Here is a 16,749-nt window from a genome sequence, read left to right on the forward strand (position 1 = left end):
GGTCTAGGGAATAGTCTTTTGACATCACAGGAGAGAGTGGAGGCTATTTAATGGAGAACGTGAACGCGACATGTTGGATTCGAGTCAGAAATACGCTTGGGGAAGGGCCGTGTTGGGACGCTGAGTTGAAGCGATTCTACTGGGTCGACATCGAAGGGCACACGCTCTGGTGGTACGATGAGAAAGAAGATGAGCTCTCTTCAGCCGATATGGGCCAACAGATCGGCTTCGCCGTTCCGAAAGTGACGGACGGTGTCATCGTCGGATTGAAGGACGGTATCTATGAATGGGACGAGTCCTCAAAACAACTCGACAAGCTCGTCGAACTCGATGATGCGGACGGCGTGCTTCGATTCAACGACGGCAAGGCCGACCCGTACGGACGAATCTTTGCGGGAACGCTCCATTTGGAAGACGAGGAGAATGAGGCCACACTCTATCGGTTGGACCGCGACGGCACGACCGAAGAGATGCTCACAGGTCTGACCTTATCAAACGGTCTGACGTGGTCACCGGACCACAAATGGTTTTATCATATCGACACGCCGACCGAGACGGTTCGACGTTATCCGTACGACTTGTCGTCCGGTACGTTTGGGGAAGGGGAGGTCGTCATCGAATTTAAGGATGAGGACGGCTTCCCTGACGGCATGACCTCGGACGAAGAGGGTCATTTATGGATCGCCCACTTCGCCGGCGGTCGCGTCTCGCGTTGGAACCCCGAGACGGGCGAGAAAGTGCTCGAAGTCATGGTGCCGGCGCCGAACGTGACGTCATGCTGTTTCATCGGGGACGACTTGAAGCAACTCGCCATCACGACCGCGCGTGAAGGGATGGATGACGAGGCGCTCGAAACGTATCCGGATGCCGGGTCGGTGTTTAAAATCGATACGGAAGTGAAAGGGATGCCACTTTATCGTTTCGGACGTTAAGGAGGGAGAATCATGGTGAAACGCATGCTCGTTCGCGTAGGAATCGGTCTCGCGCTCGCGGCGGTAGCGCGAGTCGGGGTGAAGAAATACCTCGACGACCGCGAGACGAACGATCATTCTTACCTCGAACCGAAATGGGACGAGACGCCGAGCGTCGACGCGGACAAAGATGAGGATGAGGTCGGCTTGACGCAGCTCGATTCGATCTATCGGGCCGAGTGGCAGGCGAACGCTTACCCGCGTTCCGAGGCGGAACGGAAAGCACTCGAAGAATAGCCATGCCTGAAACACGCTCCGTGCGAGCGTGTTTTTTTGTTGACAAGATGGTCAATCCCGTTCATTATCTAAAAAGTAATGATTACTATTTGGGGGCTGTTAATGATGAAACGAATTCCAATCACCGTGTTGTCAGGCTATCTTGGGAGCGGCAAGACGACGTTAATGAACCATATTTTAAACAATCGCACCGGCAAGAAGTATGCCGTCATCGTCAATGATATGAGCGAATTGAATATTGATGAGCGTTTAATCGAACAAAGTGGATTTTCGCGGACCGATGAGAAGCTAGTCGAGCTGTCGAACGGTTGCATCTGTTGCACGCTCCGTGAAGACCTCCTCGAGGCGGTCCAAGAACTCACGAACGACCGTGAGCTCGACGGGATCATCATCGAGTCGTCCGGAATCTCGGAACCGATTCCCGTGGCCCAGACGTTCACGTATGCCGATGACGCGCTCGACATCGACTTGACGAGCCGTGTCTATATCGATGCGATGGTGACCGTCGTCGACGCTTACCGGTTCTTGAAAGATTTCAACTCCGGCGAGTCGCTCCATGAGCGGAAACAAGCGATCGATGAGACCGATGTCCGCGAAGTCGTCGACCTGCTCGTCGACCAGGTCGAGTTCGCCGATATCATCGTCCTGAACAAGGCAGACCGAGTATCCGAGACCGAGCTGAACGAGATGGCTGGTTTGTTGAAGACGCTCAACCCGTCAGCAAAACTGTTGACGTCGGTCCATTCGAACGTCGATTTGACGGAACTGTTAGACGTCAAGCTGTTCGATTTCGAGCAGGCGATGCATTCGGCCGGCTGGATCCAAGAGCTTGAGGCGGAAGAACATACGTCGGAGACCGAGGAGTACGGCATCAGCTCGTTCGTCTATCGTCGGCGTCGCCCGTTCCACCCGGAGCGACTCCATGCGTGGATTGAGCAGTTTCCAGAGGAAGTCGTCCGAGCGAAAGGATTCCTTTGGATCGCCTCGCGCAACGACATCGCCTGCTTGTTCTCCCAGGCCGGATACGCCTCGACGCTCGAGCACGCCGGACGTTGGCTCGCGACGCTCCCGGAAGAGGAGCGCCGGCTCATGTTCGCGGCAGAACCGGAACTCGCCGACGACTATATCGAGCCATACGGCGATCGCCAGACCGAGCTCGTCTTGATCGGGCAGCAAATGGACCGCAAGACCGTCGAATCGGCGCTCGACGCCTGCTTGTTGACGGATGCCGAGATGGCGCTCGACTGGGCGACGCTCCAAGACACGCTCCCGGGGAACGGTGTCGTCACTTTCTCATAAACCGTTTACAAATCGAAATCGCTCGTCTATACTGTTCCTTGCATGACCAAACCGCATACATTGGACTACACTAGGGGTGCTTCGGCTGAGATGTGAGCATGGCTCCAATCCCTTATGACTCGATCCGGGTAATACCGGCGTGAGGAAGTGTGGCACTTTTTCTAATGGATTTCAATTGGACGAGTGGCCGCATTCTCATGGATGCGGCTTTTTTTGTGCACATAGAAAAAGGGGGAATACAACATGAACAACCAATGTGGAACGAGCCCGATCGTCGGGTTCCGCTTTACACTGAGCCCGATGACGTCCGATTTCGTGAGCGTCATCAAAGGGGCATTGAACGAGACGGACTTACAGAACGTCTGGCGCCATACCGATGACGTCTCGACGGTCATCCGGGGACGGAGTGAACACGTGTTCGATGTGGCCAAAGCCGTCTTGTCCCATGCGACGAAGACGGGCGCACACGTCTCGATGAGCGGGACATTCTCCGTGGGCTGTCCGGGAGACACGACGGGGGACAACTTGCTCGACGTGACGAGTGAGCTGGCGAACGGTAAGGTCGCGACCCAGTACGTCTCTTCCCAGTTCGCGCTTTATCCGCTCGGGGACGCGGAGTATATGGACATCATCTATGAAGAGATCGACTTCGCGAAAGCGCGCGGTGTGTTCAACGAGTCGATGCATTACGCCTCCGGCATCCACGGCGACATCGAGCCGGTGTTCTCGTTTTACGAGGCGACGTTCGACCGGGTACGGGCGAAGACGAGCCACGTCGTCATGACGGTGACGATCAGTGTGAACAGTCCGTCACATGAGGGACAAAACAATGCTTAAGTCGTGGAAGTTAAAGGAGATCGTTTTGTTGTCGATATTATCGGTCGTCTTCGCCGTCGTCTATTTGGCGTTCGTCCACGTCGGAAATTTATGGGCCGGGCTGATTGGGCCGATCGCCTATGAATGGATTTTCGGGATTTGGTTCATCGTCTCGATTATCGCCGCCTATATCATCCGTAAGCCCGGTGCCGCCTTTTTGTCGGAAGTGCTCGCGGCGACGATTGAGATGATGATCGGGAACGCCATCGGACCACGCATCATTCTCGTCGGGATCATTCAAGGACTCGGGGCCGAGGCGGCGTTCGCCGTGACCGGGTATAAACGATATGACCTGTGGGTGCTCATGCTCGCTGGCTTCGGTGCGGCCGTGACAAGTTTCGCCTATACATACGTCATGGGTGGCCTCGCGGCACTCAGCCCGACGTACGTGGCGACGATGTTCGCCCTGCGCGCCACGAGCGGGATGCTCATCGCAGGGCTCGGTGGAAAGATTTTGAGCGACTTGTTGCTCAGGACGGGTGCGCTCGAAGGCTACGCGCTCGCACGTCAAGGACGCGCCCATGGTTGAGGCGGAGCAGTTGACGTTTCGTTATCCCGGCAAGTCGACCGACGTATTGGCAGACGTCACGCTCACGCTCCGGGATGGGCGGACACTCATCAGCGGGTCGAGCGGGTCGGGGAAATCGACACTGTTCGCCATGATGAACCGGCTCTATCCGGACAACTGTGACGGCATCGTGACCGGAAGGCTCGACTTGTTCGACCGGCCGTATGACACGTACGCGGCCGGCGAGGTGAATCGTCGGGTCGGCACCGTGTTCCAAGACCCCGACAGTCAGTTCGTCATGCAGACGGTCGAGGAAGAGCTGATCTTTACGCTCGAAAACTTTCACGTCCCCCGCGAGGAGATGATGGGGCGCGTCGAGATGATGTTACGGACGTTGCGGCTCGACAATTATCGACATCGCTACATCCATGACTTGTCTGGTGGCGAGAAGCAGCAAATCGCCGTCGCCTGTGCACTGATTGGCCGTCCGGAATGGCTCCTCCTTGATGAACCGCTCGCCCATCTCGACCCGGAGACCGCGGCTCGGTTCGTCCGTTGGCTCGACGGCGTCGCCCGTAGCGTCAACGTCGTCGTCATCGAACATCGCCCGTACGTGTGGGGCGATTTCTTCGACCGGCAAGTCGAACTTATGGAGGGGCGAATCGTCTACGATGGACCGTTCGAGATGCGCCCCGACTATACGTTCGCACCGATTACGAGCGAAAAAGGGAAACACAATTTATTTCACATACCGAATTTAAAACGAAAAGAATTCGAACTCGCAACGAGTGACTTGACCGTCGCCGAGGGAGAGGTCGTCGCCATCCTCGGTCGTAACGGGAGCGGCAAATCGACATGGCTCAGGAGTCTCGCCCGGAACCATCGCGACGTCGGGCTCGTCCCGCAATCGCCGGCACACCTGTTCGTCACGAGCGAGGTGGCGCACGAGCTCGCGTACGGACACGATCACCCGATTGAAGACGTGTTGACGCGGCTCGGTCTCGAGCGATTACATGACGCCCATCCGCTCTCGCTCAGTCACGGACAAAAGCGCCGACTCGCGATTGGCGTGATGTTGCTCTCGGGGAAACGACTCATCGCGTTCGATGAACCGACCGCCGGACAAGACGAGGCGTCGCTCGGTGCGCTTTATGACTTGATGGAAGAGCGGGCACGTGACGGTCAGGCCGTGCTGTTCGTGACGCACGACCTCAACTTCGCCCGGGCTGCGAATACGTATTATTTGATGCACGACGGGAAGTTGAACGGTCCGTATGACGCATCGATTTGGGAGCAGCCGGAACTCCTTCAGGCTCATGGGTTATGGATGGAGGGGATGGGATGACGTTTCATGAGATGAACCCGACGCTCAAGTTTTTGACCGTGACGTGCCTCATGTTCGGTCTCGCCTTCATGTACAACCCATGGACCCCGCTGCTCGTCTTTACCGGCACGCTCCTCCTGCAAACACTGTTCGCCGACGTGAGCTGGCGGCGGTGGGGACTGTACATGATCCCGTTTCTATTGACCGCGATCGGGACACTCTGGACGACGCTCGTCTTCGGAAGAGAGGCGGGTGGGGCGGTCGTGTTCACGCTGTTCGGCAACGACGTGACGGAAGAGAACGTGCGCCTTGCCGTGACGCTCGCCTTGCGCGTCTTGGCGTTCACGGCACTCTCACTGTTGTTTACGCTGACAACGGACCCGAAGCGTTTCGTCTACAGCTTGATGCAACAAGGCAAGCTATCACCGAAGATCGCCTATAGCGTCTTCGTCGGATTTCGGTTCTTTCCGATTTTAAAGAGCGAACTGATCCAGCTCTATGAGACGCACGCGCTCCGGGGCGTCCGGCTCGAGACGCGACTCGACCACGTCCGACATGTCCCGAAGCTATTGATTCCGCTCCTGGCCGGTTCGATCCGCCAAGCCGAACGGATCGCCTTCTCGATGGAGGCGCGCGGGTTCACGGGGGAACGCCGCAGCACGTACGAGGTCGTCCCCGTCACGCGGAACGATTTCGTCTTGGCCGCATGTTTAGTCCTCTTGTTCGTCGTGAGTATGTGGGTGGGGATCCGTTAAAAAAACAGGACGACTCGTCCTCAGGCTGTTGACGAATCCATTCGTAAAAAGCGAATGGGTTCGTTTTTTGTGTTCAACGAGCTCGATCTAGTCACCCTGACACGGAATGGATGACGTACGATGTCGACGTTCGTTTCGGCCATCGTGGCGACAGAAAAAAACGGCCGCCAGACGGCGACCGTTTGCGTTACTCGTCCGACGGCGCCCCTACCCTGCAGGAAAGCAGTCCGACGGAGACCCAGCAGCGACGTAAGTCGCGATGCGGCTCCGGGATTGCCTGCGGAAAGCGTGGGCGCCGGAAGGACGGGCGATTCGCTTGATGTTAGTCAACAAGCTGAGGACGACTCACTCGGAGTCGTCCTGTTTCGTTTCTTTGACGATACGGAACTTCGGTTTGATTGATTCGTTGTTGAACGGCTCGAGCACGGTGTTCTCGTTGGCCATTCGAATCTGTTGCGGTTCACCTTTGGCGGTCGTCCCGATACAGAACATGTTCGCCTCGTGGTCGGCGAAGAGCGTCTTATACGCGGTCGCGTGATGCATGAGCCGACCGGGCGATCCCCAGCCGACGATGACCATGCCCCTGCTCTGTTCGACCTCGTCGAGCGTCTCCTCGACGTAATGGAAGTTCGTCTCGTCGAGTTGAGACTCGACGTAAGGCAGATTGTCGTTTATGGCGAGCGTCGGGACGAGACTGATGACGCGCACTTCCCGAATCGGTTTGTCGAGATGGTTGCGCATGAGCATGTAAGCCCGTTGCGTCGTCGTCCCAGACAAGAACGCGTCACTCATTCGAGGGGAATAGATGATGACGGCGCAAATCACGCCATCGACGACATCGGTGAACTCATAGGAGCGCATATAGCGTTTCGTCTTGTCGTCATTGAAGACCGACTTGACTCGAATCGTCACTTCCTCGATTTGTGTATTCATATCGTTTCCTCACTTCAACTAAAGATCAACGGTCACGTCAGACTCGCGAACCATTCCAAGTAACGAATTGCGTAGCGTGCGACTTGCTGCTTCGTCGACTTCGCGTCACCGGGAAGGAGCGTGACTTCGTCTTGATACTGTTCATAGTAGGACATGACGTTGTCTACGTACTGTTCGCTGCGATTATACTCGAAGATGGCCGAACGGATCGATTCGGTCGAATCGGTCGATCGGCCGCCGTGTTCACTCAAGTAATAAGCGGCCGCATGGGCCGAATCGATTAAGCTGTGTGGGTCGGCTTGTCCGTCATTGTTCCCGTCACGGCCGAGCCCGCCGTATTGCTCAATCAACGTCAAATCCGTCAAGTCGACCTCGTCCTCAGGGACGTCGCCTTTTTGGTCGTCCGTGTCATATTGCCAACCGAGCCAAGTCCGGGGCATGAACTGGAACGGACCGATCGCACCGACCGATGACCGCATCGAGGCACTGTGTGAAAAAATCGTCTCGACGCGATGGACGGCGGCGAGTAGGCGCCAATCGACGTCATACGTGTCCGCGGCGTCTTCATAGACCGAGACATGATCCGACGGGACACCGTGATCTCCATAGTAGGCCCGGTAAAGGGCGTTGTTCACTTTGTCATCTTGACCGAACCAGCCGATTGCGACGAGGAACAACACTGTCACAAGCATGATACTGGTCAGTCGCAGCATCAATCGTTTCAAGATACCGCCTCCTAGCTTTCTAGACAATACCCGAATAGTGTAGCATATAGCTAACAGGAAGGACAGGAGTGGATATCGATGCTCGAACGAATCGTCTTTACCGTCATTCTCGCCTACTTATTGATCATTCAGCTGTTCAACGCCCGATTGATGAAATCGATGATCACGTCGCTCGGTCGGGGACGCGTCTACGAGGAGGCGATCAAGTCCGCATGGGGCTTGACGCTGTTGCTCGTCGCACTCGTGTTCTTGTTCGACGTGCCGGGTGATGCGGTTGGCCTTGCCTTCATGCCCGACGTGACCGATGCACGGGCGTGGAACTATTTCGTCTTTAGCTGTGTCCTCATGGGCGGCCTCTTCGTCTTCTATTTGTCCGTCTTGACGTCGGCGCGGCTTCGGGCACGGCTTCGTCCGCACTATGAGCTTGAGATTGAAAAAGTGTTGTTGCCACGGACAAAGGAAGAGGCACAGGCTTGGAAAGCCATCTCGGTCACGGCCGGGATCACGGAAGAGTTTATCTTCCGCGGCGTCTTGATTTATACGCTCGCGCTCTATGTCGACCTCTCGGACGGATCGCTCGCCTTAGCGAGCGGCGCCTTGTTCGGTCTCGCCCATGCGTATCAAGGCGTCCGTGGTGTCATCGTGACCGGCGCCGTCGGCTTCGTGTTCGGCTACTTGTTCCTCGCGACAGGTTTACTTTGGCCGGTCATGGTCTTGCATGTGTTACTGGATCTGATTGCTGGCCCGATTCACGTCGCCGAGCCAAAAAATTCGTGACGGCGGCCTCGTAGGCGTCTCGGTCTTTTAAGATGCAGTTCGTATGCTCGGCATCGTGGATCAGCGCGAGCTCGTTGCGCCGGTTGAGGGCGTTCATTTCGATGGACATCCACGTCGGGACGAAATCGTCGCGCGTCCCGTGGACGAACAACACCGGGGCGCTCGTCTCGGCGAGCGAACGCTTCGGACTGACTTGGTGCATCAAAAACCCGGCCCGGCTCCAAAGGAAATAGTTGATTCCGGGGAGCAATAAGTCGCCTGGCAGCCGATGTAGGTTGTTCAATTGATGACGCATCAGTTGGCGCATGTCATCGAACGGACACTCGGCAATCAAGAAATCGACATCCGTGAGCGGTCCCGCCTGTAAGATGGTCGCCGCACCCATCGATACGCCGTGAAGGCCGACCTCATCGACCGTCTCATGGGTCCGGAGCCAATCGACCCAGTCGACGATATCGTGTTTCTCGTGATACCCGTACGAGGCGTAGACGCCCTCGGACTCCCCGTGTGATCGCAAGTCGACGGCGAGCAGGTTATACCCGAGCCGGTGGAACATGGCCAAGTGCGGTGCCATGAAACTGTGCGAAGCCGTGTAGCCGTGGACGAAGACGATCCATTTTTTTGCCTCGCCGTTCCGGTAAACCCGGCCGTAAAGGCGATAGCCGTCCCGAGATTGGAGCGAGACGTGTTCGAACGGCACGTCGTGATAGAACGATTGATCTTCGGTCGTGTACGGGGCGAGCAGCATCTCCGGTGTCTTCCGTTTCCCTCGCGTCATCCGTTTGAAGGCGTAATAACTGATGGCATAGTAGCCGGTGAACAGTGTCGCGAGCCCGTATTTCCATTTAGCTTGCATGAACATCGCTCCTTTCTCCATCATTGTACCCGAAACGTGACGTTTCGTTCACGTACGAGTTGCGTCTCCGGGCGCAAACGTGACGATTCCGCGACCGTTCCGGTAAAAGACGTTCATTGCACGCTGCATGGATGGGGATTATGCTTAGCCGGTAGAAGAAAAGGAGGGCTCCGTGTGACGCGTGAGGGGATGTATCGGCTGATTCAAGCTTGTGTGGAAGGGGACATCGACTATGTGACGGAGGAGGGCATCTCGATCATCCAGCGCGGCGAACATGGGACGAATCAGCTGTCACCCGTACTCGATGCCTTGATGGACCGATATTTGGACGGGGCAGGGCGCGACATGCAACTATCGGTCCGGTCGCTCGTCACCGCTTCGGGCGTGGGACCGGACGAGACGGTGCGTGCGCTTCTCGCCCTCACGGACGTGTATCTCGTTTCGAACCACATCGAAGAACGGCTGCTCACGATTCGTCACATCGAGCTCGACTCGTCGAAAGGGATGACTGTGCACGTGACGCTCTGTGCCTGGTTGGCGTTTCATCTGGAGATGGTTCGAGAAGCGGCCCAGCTCCGGGTCGGTACATGACGAAAGGGAGTGGCGATGTTGCCACTCCCTTTTTAAACTGGATTCAACTGTCCGTCACGCAAGCGGAGGACGCGGTCGCACACGTCGAGCATCCGTTCGTCGTGCGTGATGACGATGACCCGTTTGTTGCGTTCATGAGCCGCCTCGGCCAGGCGTTCCATGACGAGACGGCCGTTCGGGTAGTCGAGGCTCGCCGTCGGTTCGTCGGCCAAGATGAGTTTCGGGTCATTGATGAGGGCACGGGCGACGGCGACCCGTTGCCGCTCCCCTCCGGATAGCCGGTTCGGTAACTCGTTTGAGCGATGGCCTAACCCGAGGTCCATCAGGAGGGCCATCGCGTCGCCTTCGGTCTCGCTTTCGGCTTGGACGAGTTCAAGCTGCTCTCGCACCGTCAAATACGGGACGAGTTGCGCGTCCTGAAACACGAATCCGATCTCGTTCAACCGCAACTTCCGCCGGGTTTCCTCGTCGAGCGAGAAGACGTCGACCGTGTCGAACGACAGACTGCCCGCATCTGGACGCTTCAACAAGCCGAGGATTTGCAGCAACGTACTCTTGCCGCTGCCGCTCGGCCCGATAATTCCGATGCACTCACCCGGTGATACGGTCAAGTCGACACCGGTTAAAATCGGTTGCTCATAGGCGTGATGAATGTTGGTTAACTTCATTTGATGCGACCTCCTAACGCGTCGGCAGCATCGAGCCGACGAAGTGTCTGTAACGGTAACACCGTACCGAGTAACGAGATGATGAGGAAGAGGGTGCTATAAAATGCCACGTTCGACCATTCGAACTGGAACGGGACCGCTTCGGGTACGACACGCGTCATAAGCAAGGTCACGAGCATCGCGATGGTACTCGCTGCAACGACCGTGACGAGCACTTGCCAGACAAGCGCCGCACCGATCGTCCGTGACCGAATCCCGATCGCTTTCAAGATGCCGAGTTGCGGTAGTTTCTGTAACGTCACCATATAAAAGAATGCGGTCAGGATGAACGCCCCGATGATGAGGAGGAACGCACGCATCATATCGAACGTCCCTTGCTCGGCGGAATAACCGGGCACAGATTCGATGATATCTTGTTTCGAATGACGAGTGAGCGATGTGACCTCGTCTCCGAGCCAAGCTGAGACGTAAGTCGGCCCGCCCGCGGTCTGTTGATACGCGTCCCACGTCTCCATCGTCGTCCAGACGACGGGGCCGTGGCTGAATCGTCCGTCTGTCACACCGATAATCGTGAAACGGTACCCACTGACGAAGTCCTCGACCGTATCGCCGACCGCATACGTCTGTAAAAAGCTAGGGTCGACGAGCACTTCTCCGACAGAAAGATCGAGTGTCGGCCCGATGGTTGAGTCTGTCGGCAAGGCGAACAACGTCGCATCTTGCTTCGTTCCGTTCACGAACGTGAGCGGTTTCACGGCGAGCGGGGTCACCGCGTCGATTGGCGTCTCTTCGATGAATGAACGCGTCAACTGTCCGTCCGCGTCGTCTGTCAGTTGGAACGTGTCAATGTCGAGTTCGCGCACGCTTGCCCCGTTGTCATAGGCGAGCCCGTCCGCGAGCCCGGTGATTAGTGTCGTCAACAAGACGATTGCGAGTGTGATCAGGAGGATGAGTCCGTACTGACCACGTTTTCGCCACATTTCTTTTAGTCCGAGTGTCATTATAAAAAGCCTCCTTCATGTCGATGAAGGAAGCATACCGAACGAATATGAACGGAACATGAACACGTCACAGTTGAATCGTGAACGTCGTCCCCGATCCGGGCGTGGACTCGACTTGAATCGTGCCGCCGTGCAAGCTGACGATGTCGTGGACGATCGAGAGTCCGAGCCCGGTCCCGGCCGTCCCACGTGACGCGTCACCTTGGAAGAAACGTTCGAACAGGTGTGCCCGCGTCACGTCATCCATCCCGTGCCCATCGTCTGAGACGATGATTGTGACACGTTCGTCTCGTTTCAACTTGATTCGGATGGTCCCGCCTTCGCGCGAGGCGTGAATCGCGTTTTGAAGCAAGTTCATCCACACTTGCGCCAGCAAGATGGGGTCACCTTTCACTGTCATGTCGTCGAGGTCGGTGACGACGGCGATCCCTTTTTGGTCGAGTTGGAACGAGAGCCCGCGAATCACGTCTTCGATTGACGTGGTGAGCAGAACATCTTGCTCGAGCGAGATGTCGGCCTCGTCGAGCCTGGCGAGCAGGAGCAGTTGTCTTGTCAACGACGACAGCCGCGTCGTTTCGTCACGGATGATTTCAGCGTACGGTCGGGCCTTCTCGTCGGTCAACTCGACGAGCGTCGAGGCGTAGCCGGTTAACGACGTGAGCGGGGACTGGAACTCGTGCGAGACGTTGGAGACGAAACGTCGTCTTGCTTGTTCGGACGTCTCAATCGTCCGGGCCATCTCGTCAAACCGGCGAGCGAGGACGCCAATCTCGTCGGAACGCTCGAGCGGCAAGTCGCGCGGTGTCTTTCTAGAGGCGACCGATGCCGTCGCGTCGGTCAACGATTTGACGGGCTTGACGATCGAACGTGTCGCGACGGCGATCAAGAGAAATGCGAGTCCGGTCAAGAGGGCGAAGAACAACCCGACGAATAGATGCAACTCTCGGATTTGAGCCGATAAGTCCGGCCGTATAAAGACGGCGTCGACACCGTCCGGGCCTTCTAGTGGAAACCCGTACGTATTGACGACTTCATTGTCGAACAGTCCGAGCAAAAACAAATGGAACGGGTAGTCGCGCATCCCTTCATAGACGGTTCCTTCCCGTACCGAGGTGACGGTCCGCTCATCGATTGACTCGTCGCGGAACGAGCCACCGTACCGCATGACCCGACCGTCGGCTTTGACGACGTGGAGCTGATACCCGGTGCGGGCGAGGAACGTATAGAGGGCGGACTCGTCCTGGTCTGTATGATTCGAGAAGTAGCCGACGGCGGTGCTCGCCGCCTCGCTTGTCTTCTCACTATAGGTCGGTTGCCACCATGTATAGTACGCGACGTTGCTGACGAGCAGGGCGATCGCGCCGGAGAGAAGTAAAATCATAAACACGGTCAAGACGATGCGCGTATAAAGGGTCCTCATTCGATCACCTCGAACGTATAACCGACCCCGCGCACGGTCCGAATCGAGACGACGTCACTTCGTAAACGGGTCCGCAGCCGTTTGATGTGGACGTCCACGGTCCGGTCGTCGCCGTCGAAATCGAGCCCCCAGACGTGTTCGATCAGCTCTTCCCGGCTGAACACGCGGCTCGGGAAGGCGGCGAGCTGATAGAGCAGCTCGAACTCACGTTTCGGCAGATGGATCGTCTCGCCGGACAGCTCGACCCGATAGTGGCGTAAGTCGAGCGAGAGCGGGCCGGCGTGAATCGAGCTCGCGGCCGTCCGTTCGTATCGTTTCGAGATCGCCTGTAGACGGAACAACAGTTCATCCGGAATGAACGGTTTCGTCATATAGTCGTCGGCGCCGTGTTCGAACCCAATCCGTTTGTCGTCCCATTCACCGAGCGCGGTCAATAAGATGACAGGGATGTCGAGCGTCGCCTTCATCCGGCGGCACAGTTCCCGTCCATCCATACCCGGTAACAGGATATCGATGACGGCCGCGTCCGGCGGGTCGGCCATGAACGCTGCTTCGGCCGTAAACGGGTCCGTGACGAGCATCGTCCCGTGCCCGGCGCGGCGAAGGGTCTCGTCGACTAGACGGAGGATATGTTCATCGTCTTCAACAATCATAATCTGCATTGGTCTCGTCCTTTCTATCCGTACAAAAAACGGCAGCGGCCAACGCCGTTACCGTCTCATTCGTTGTCAAGTCGTGCCCAAGTTACCGTGAAGTGCGCGCATCGCTCGCAAGAAGGCGTCCTTGAAGTATTTGTCTTCTTGCGTCTCAAGTGTCTCAATCGCGGTCTTGTCCCCGGTGCTCGCCTTGACGAGCAAATTGATGAAAGCGCCCCAACGCTTCACGTGCTCTGGCTTCGGATGGTTCATCGCGGTCGTCAACGTGAACCAGTACGGCTTGTCCCGGCGCTGCAACGTGGCGATCAGTTGTTTCGCCGCTTTCGCCTCGTCCTCGGTCGGCAGTGTCGCCGTGGCGAACCAACCGATGAGCGAAGCGCTCATCGATTCAAGCGATTCGCGCAACGCCGGATCAATCGCTTGGCGGCCGAAATCGGTCAAGTTGACGAAGACGAGCCGGTCTTTCAAGTCCATATGGGTGATCCACCCGCTCGCCGCTTTTAGTTTTTCTTTGTCTTTCGACTGGGCCTTGAACGTGAACCCGTTCTGTTTGCCGATATAAATCCGGAACTGCCCGCGGTCGACGTGCTTGTCGACTTTGAACTCGACGTCTTGCCCGACTTGATACGGCTGATTCTTCTTGTTCAGCGTCTGCCCTTTTTTCAGCTCGGGCCGGCGGACGATATAACGGAGTGCCTCCTGTTCGGTCCGGTCGTCGAGCGTCCATAGGTTGTGGGGCGTCACGTTCTTGAACCGGTGGCGCCGGACGTAAATGTATTGGTCGAGTGCGTCAATCGCATCGGCGACCGTACGCTTCCCTGATAAATAGTCGTCCGCGATGTCGCGTAACGTGAGCGATTCGAGACGGTCGATGTGACCGTTGTACGGGACGGTCCCGATCACGAACAAGGCCGTCGCGATCAGCTCGCTTTCTCGTGGGGTCAAAGGACGTTTAGCCATGGTGCACTTCCTCTCTACGGTCGTATACGTCTAGTATAGCAAAAACCGTTTTCTTCATGTAGATTGAATGAACCGAATGGAAAATTTGTACAGGCTGACAGGATTTCGGCGCATTTCTCCGAATATTTGTTAAGATAGAGTTAACAATGGGATGTGGAGACGAGGTGATGAGATGAAGCTGTCGATTGAGTCTGGCGACTATATCGTCTTAATCGAGATCAATAAAGAAGTGTTGAAGTGTACGTCACTCGAAGAGGCGACGTTCGCAGAGCGGGACCGCTATGAACTCGTCGGCCGGATGAGCGAGCGGTTGCCTGCCGAAGTGATCGTCCCGTCCGTCATCGACTATATCCGGTTCGGAAGCGGGTACATCGGGGACACGATCATCTGGAACAAAGAGACGGAATCGTTCTTCTGCCAACAGTTCGAGACGATTGACGGGTCGCCTCTCGGAGAGGACTTGGAAGGGTTCACCCCGGACCCGTATCGCACGGAGCTGGCACGGTATTATACGTATTTGACGATCGGAAAAATCGTCGACTTCGAGATGGAGCATCCCGACAAACTTGACTATTGGTGAACTGTCGGAAAAATGTCATACTCTTTTTTTATGAAAAAAGGGAAATCGTATCGTAAATTTGAGATAATGGTCCCATCTTATGAAGTGTGAATGGAGCGTAAGGCGATGAAGAAAATGATTTTACTGACGGCGTTGGCATTACTCGTCCCGACGACAGCCGGGGCCGCCAAACCTGTCATCTTGGAGAAACACGGCTACGTCGTCGCGGAGCCGCGCGTCGGAAACCAATATTACATCAAACAGACCGGGACCGACTTGACGTGGAACACGACGAGAGGGTCGGGCGATATCGTCGTCGCGCTCATCGACTCATCGGCCGACCGTAGCCATCGGGAGCTGTTGAACGTGCCGCGTGTCGTCAACTCGATGAAAGGGCCGTATAGTGTCGACTATCACGGTACGCACACGGCCGGCATCATGTCAGGCCTTCACAACAAGTACGGTATCGCCGGTCTCGCCCCGAACGTCCGCTATCACTTCTATAACGTCTTTTATGGGAGAAACTCAGAGTTCACGGATTCCTGGACCGTCGCCAAAGCCGTCGATACGGCGGTCGCGAAAGGGGCGACGATCATCAACTTGTCGCTCGGCGGCCAAGACTACGACCGGGTGCTGGCCGATTCGATTAAACGGGCCCGGGCGAAAGGTGTCGTCATCGTCGCCTCGTCTGGCAATGACGGCGCGACGAAAGTCTCGTTCCCGGCCAATATGAAAGAAGTCATCGCCGTCGGTGCCGTCGATTCGAGACATCGGCTCGCCGCGTTCTCGAACATGGACAGCCAAGTGAAGGTCGTCGCACCGGGTGTGAACGTCCTATCGCTCGGCTTGAAGAACAGTTTTATCTTTATGGATGGGACGTCGATGGCCGCGCCGATGGTGACGTCGGGAATCGCGCTCGTCAAATCGGTCAACCCGTTTCTGACACCGACCGACATCGACGGGTTGATTCAAAAGATGCCGCGCGTGAGCGGGAAGTCGTATACGGAACTGAACACGAAACGGTTGCTTGATGCGACCCCGCGCCCGGTAAGCGTGTCTGCTCCGGCGACATTGACGAATCGATACGTCCAAGAAGCCAAACTCTCCGTCATGAACCGCCCGAACTTGAAGACGACGTACACGCTCTATCAAGGCACGCGCAAAGTGAAGACGCTCCCGGCGAACGGGGGAGCGTTCACGATGTACGCCGGCGGCGACTGGTTGCCGAGTGGTCAATATCGGCTAACGGCCGTCGTGACGGATGGAAAGTATAAGCGCACGTCGAGCCGAAACGTCACGTATGTCAATCCAGTTAAAACGAATGTGACGGTGAAGGCGACCGACGAGGCGACGTTCTCGGTGACGACGACACGTAAAGGCACGGTCACCATTCTCGACGCGAGCGGCAAGACCGTGTACGAAGCGCTCCATGTTCCGGGCACGTTCCCGGTCCGCGGCGATACGACCAATAAATTGACGGTCATCCTGAAACCGACTGACCTCACCGAACGCATCGTCTCGACGACATTCACACCGCCACCGCCACCACCAGAAGAGGCGACGGAAACGATTGAAGCAACATAAAAAACCACCACCTGGTCCGACACGTCGCACTTGGTGGTGGTTTCATATA

Annotated in this window: 19 protein-coding genes and 1 riboswitch; of the genes, 11 read left to right on the plus strand and 8 right to left on the minus strand. The window is 56.6% G+C overall.

Annotation, left to right across the window (positions count from 1 at the left end):
* The first annotated feature begins 50 nt into the window (after nt 1-50).
* From RT52_RS02570 to RT52_RS02600, 7 genes are all read left to right on the plus strand, one after another.
* Nucleotides 51-932, plus strand: coding sequence for an SMP-30/gluconolactonase/LRE family protein (locus RT52_RS02570; RefSeq protein ID WP_034814911.1), 882 nt, complete (start codon nt 51-53; stop codon nt 930-932).
* Nucleotides 933-944: 12 nt separating this feature from the next.
* The gene (locus RT52_RS02575; RefSeq protein WP_034806555.1) at nt 945-1,208 is read left to right on the plus strand and encodes a hypothetical protein; all 264 of its coding nucleotides are present in this window, start codon (nt 945-947) and stop codon (nt 1,206-1,208) included.
* Between the two features lie 102 nt (nt 1,209-1,310).
* A complete protein-coding gene (locus tag RT52_RS02580) occupies nt 1,311-2,507 on the plus strand; it encodes a CobW family GTP-binding protein (RefSeq protein ID WP_034814912.1) in 1,197 nt (398 codons plus the stop codon).
* A gap of 62 nt (nt 2,508-2,569) precedes the next feature.
* Nucleotides 2,570-2,670, plus strand: a riboswitch (TPP riboswitch).
* 80 nt (nt 2,671-2,750) lie between these two features.
* Nucleotides 2,751-3,344, plus strand: a complete 594-nt coding sequence (locus tag RT52_RS02585) for a YkoF family thiamine/hydroxymethylpyrimidine-binding protein (protein ID WP_034814913.1) — start codon at nt 2,751-2,753, stop codon at nt 3,342-3,344.
* Nucleotides 3,337-3,912 (plus strand): ECF transporter S component, encoded by a 576-nt coding sequence (locus tag RT52_RS02590; protein ID WP_034806559.1) that lies wholly within the window; start codon nt 3,337-3,339, stop codon nt 3,910-3,912. The genes RT52_RS02585 and RT52_RS02590 overlap by 8 nt, the downstream gene beginning before the upstream one ends.
* Nucleotides 3,905-5,236: an ABC transporter ATP-binding protein gene (locus RT52_RS02595; RefSeq protein ID WP_034814914.1), complete on the plus strand. Its 1,332-nt coding sequence runs from the start codon at nt 3,905-3,907 to the stop codon at nt 5,234-5,236. Before RT52_RS02590 ends, RT52_RS02595 begins: the two co-directional genes overlap by 8 nt.
* The gene (locus RT52_RS02600; protein ID WP_034814916.1) at nt 5,233-5,970 is read left to right on the plus strand and encodes an energy-coupling factor transporter transmembrane component T family protein; all 738 of its coding nucleotides are present in this window, start codon (nt 5,233-5,235) and stop codon (nt 5,968-5,970) included. Before RT52_RS02595 ends, RT52_RS02600 begins: the two co-directional genes overlap by 4 nt.
* Nucleotides 5,971-6,315: 345 nt before the next feature.
* On the opposite strand, the gene RT52_RS02605 is transcribed toward RT52_RS02600, so the two are convergent.
* On the minus strand, nt 6,316-6,903 hold the full coding sequence (locus RT52_RS02605) for a DUF1643 domain-containing protein (RefSeq protein ID WP_034806567.1): 588 nt from the start codon (nt 6,901-6,903) through the stop codon (nt 6,316-6,318).
* A gap of 32 nt (nt 6,904-6,935) precedes the next feature.
* Nucleotides 6,936-7,628 carry a lytic transglycosylase domain-containing protein gene (locus RT52_RS02610; RefSeq protein ID WP_245175450.1) on the minus strand — a complete coding sequence of 231 codons (693 nt, stop codon included), beginning with the start codon at nt 7,626-7,628 and terminating at the stop codon, nt 6,936-6,938.
* Between the two features lie 78 nt (nt 7,629-7,706).
* On the opposite strand from RT52_RS02610, the gene RT52_RS02615 reads away from it, so the two are divergent.
* Nucleotides 7,707-8,405 (plus strand): CPBP family intramembrane glutamic endopeptidase, encoded by a 699-nt coding sequence (locus RT52_RS02615; RefSeq protein WP_034814918.1) that lies wholly within the window; start codon nt 7,707-7,709, stop codon nt 8,403-8,405.
* Here RT52_RS02615 and RT52_RS02620 read toward each other — a convergent pair.
* Nucleotides 8,335-9,261 carry an alpha/beta hydrolase gene (locus RT52_RS02620; protein WP_034814972.1) on the minus strand — a complete coding sequence of 309 codons (927 nt, stop codon included), beginning with the start codon at nt 9,259-9,261 and terminating at the stop codon, nt 8,335-8,337. The two genes, RT52_RS02615 and RT52_RS02620, sit on opposite strands and share 71 nt — an antisense overlap.
* Nucleotides 9,262-9,435: 174 nt before the next feature.
* Here RT52_RS02620 and RT52_RS02625 point away from each other — a divergent pair, with 174 nt between their 5' ends.
* The gene (locus RT52_RS02625) at nt 9,436-9,852 is read left to right on the plus strand and encodes a hypothetical protein (RefSeq protein ID WP_034814921.1); all 417 of its coding nucleotides are present in this window, start codon (nt 9,436-9,438) and stop codon (nt 9,850-9,852) included.
* A gap of 32 nt (nt 9,853-9,884) precedes the next feature.
* Here the strand turns inward: RT52_RS02625 and RT52_RS02630 are convergent, their stop codons facing one another.
* The 5 genes from RT52_RS02630 to RT52_RS02650 all read right to left on the minus strand — a co-directional run bounded on the left by RT52_RS02630 (nt 9,885) and on the right by RT52_RS02650 (nt 14,557).
* The gene (locus RT52_RS02630) at nt 9,885-10,520 is read right to left on the minus strand and encodes an ABC transporter ATP-binding protein (protein ID WP_034814922.1); all 636 of its coding nucleotides are present in this window, start codon (nt 10,518-10,520) and stop codon (nt 9,885-9,887) included.
* On the minus strand, nt 10,517-11,521 hold the full coding sequence (locus tag RT52_RS02635) for an ABC transporter permease (protein ID WP_034814925.1): 1,005 nt from the start codon (nt 11,519-11,521) through the stop codon (nt 10,517-10,519). Before RT52_RS02635 ends, RT52_RS02630 begins: the two co-directional genes overlap by 4 nt.
* Nucleotides 11,522-11,588: 67 nt before the next feature.
* Nucleotides 11,589-12,941, minus strand: coding sequence for a sensor histidine kinase (locus tag RT52_RS02640; protein WP_034814928.1), 1,353 nt, complete (start codon nt 12,939-12,941; stop codon nt 11,589-11,591).
* The gene (locus tag RT52_RS02645; protein WP_034806586.1) at nt 12,938-13,603 is read right to left on the minus strand and encodes a response regulator transcription factor; all 666 of its coding nucleotides are present in this window, start codon (nt 13,601-13,603) and stop codon (nt 12,938-12,940) included. The genes RT52_RS02640 and RT52_RS02645 overlap by 4 nt, the downstream gene beginning before the upstream one ends.
* 66 nt (nt 13,604-13,669) lie before the next feature.
* The gene (locus RT52_RS02650; RefSeq protein WP_034814930.1) at nt 13,670-14,557 is read right to left on the minus strand and encodes a hypothetical protein; all 888 of its coding nucleotides are present in this window, start codon (nt 14,555-14,557) and stop codon (nt 13,670-13,672) included.
* A 172-nt stretch (nt 14,558-14,729) separates the two neighbouring features.
* Here RT52_RS02650 and RT52_RS02655 point away from each other — a divergent pair, with 172 nt between their 5' ends.
* On the plus strand, nt 14,730-15,137 hold the full coding sequence (locus RT52_RS02655) for a hypothetical protein (protein ID WP_034814932.1): 408 nt from the start codon (nt 14,730-14,732) through the stop codon (nt 15,135-15,137).
* Nucleotides 15,138-15,242: 105 nt separating this feature from the next.
* The gene (locus tag RT52_RS02660; protein WP_245175451.1) at nt 15,243-16,700 is read left to right on the plus strand and encodes a S8 family peptidase; all 1,458 of its coding nucleotides are present in this window, start codon (nt 15,243-15,245) and stop codon (nt 16,698-16,700) included.
* Nucleotides 16,701-16,749 lie beyond the last annotated feature (49 nt).

Origin of the sequence: Exiguobacterium alkaliphilum 12/1 (assembly GCF_000714435.1) — a bacterium.
Classification (GTDB): Bacteria; Bacillota; Bacilli; order Exiguobacteriales; family Exiguobacteriaceae; genus Exiguobacterium; species Exiguobacterium alkaliphilum.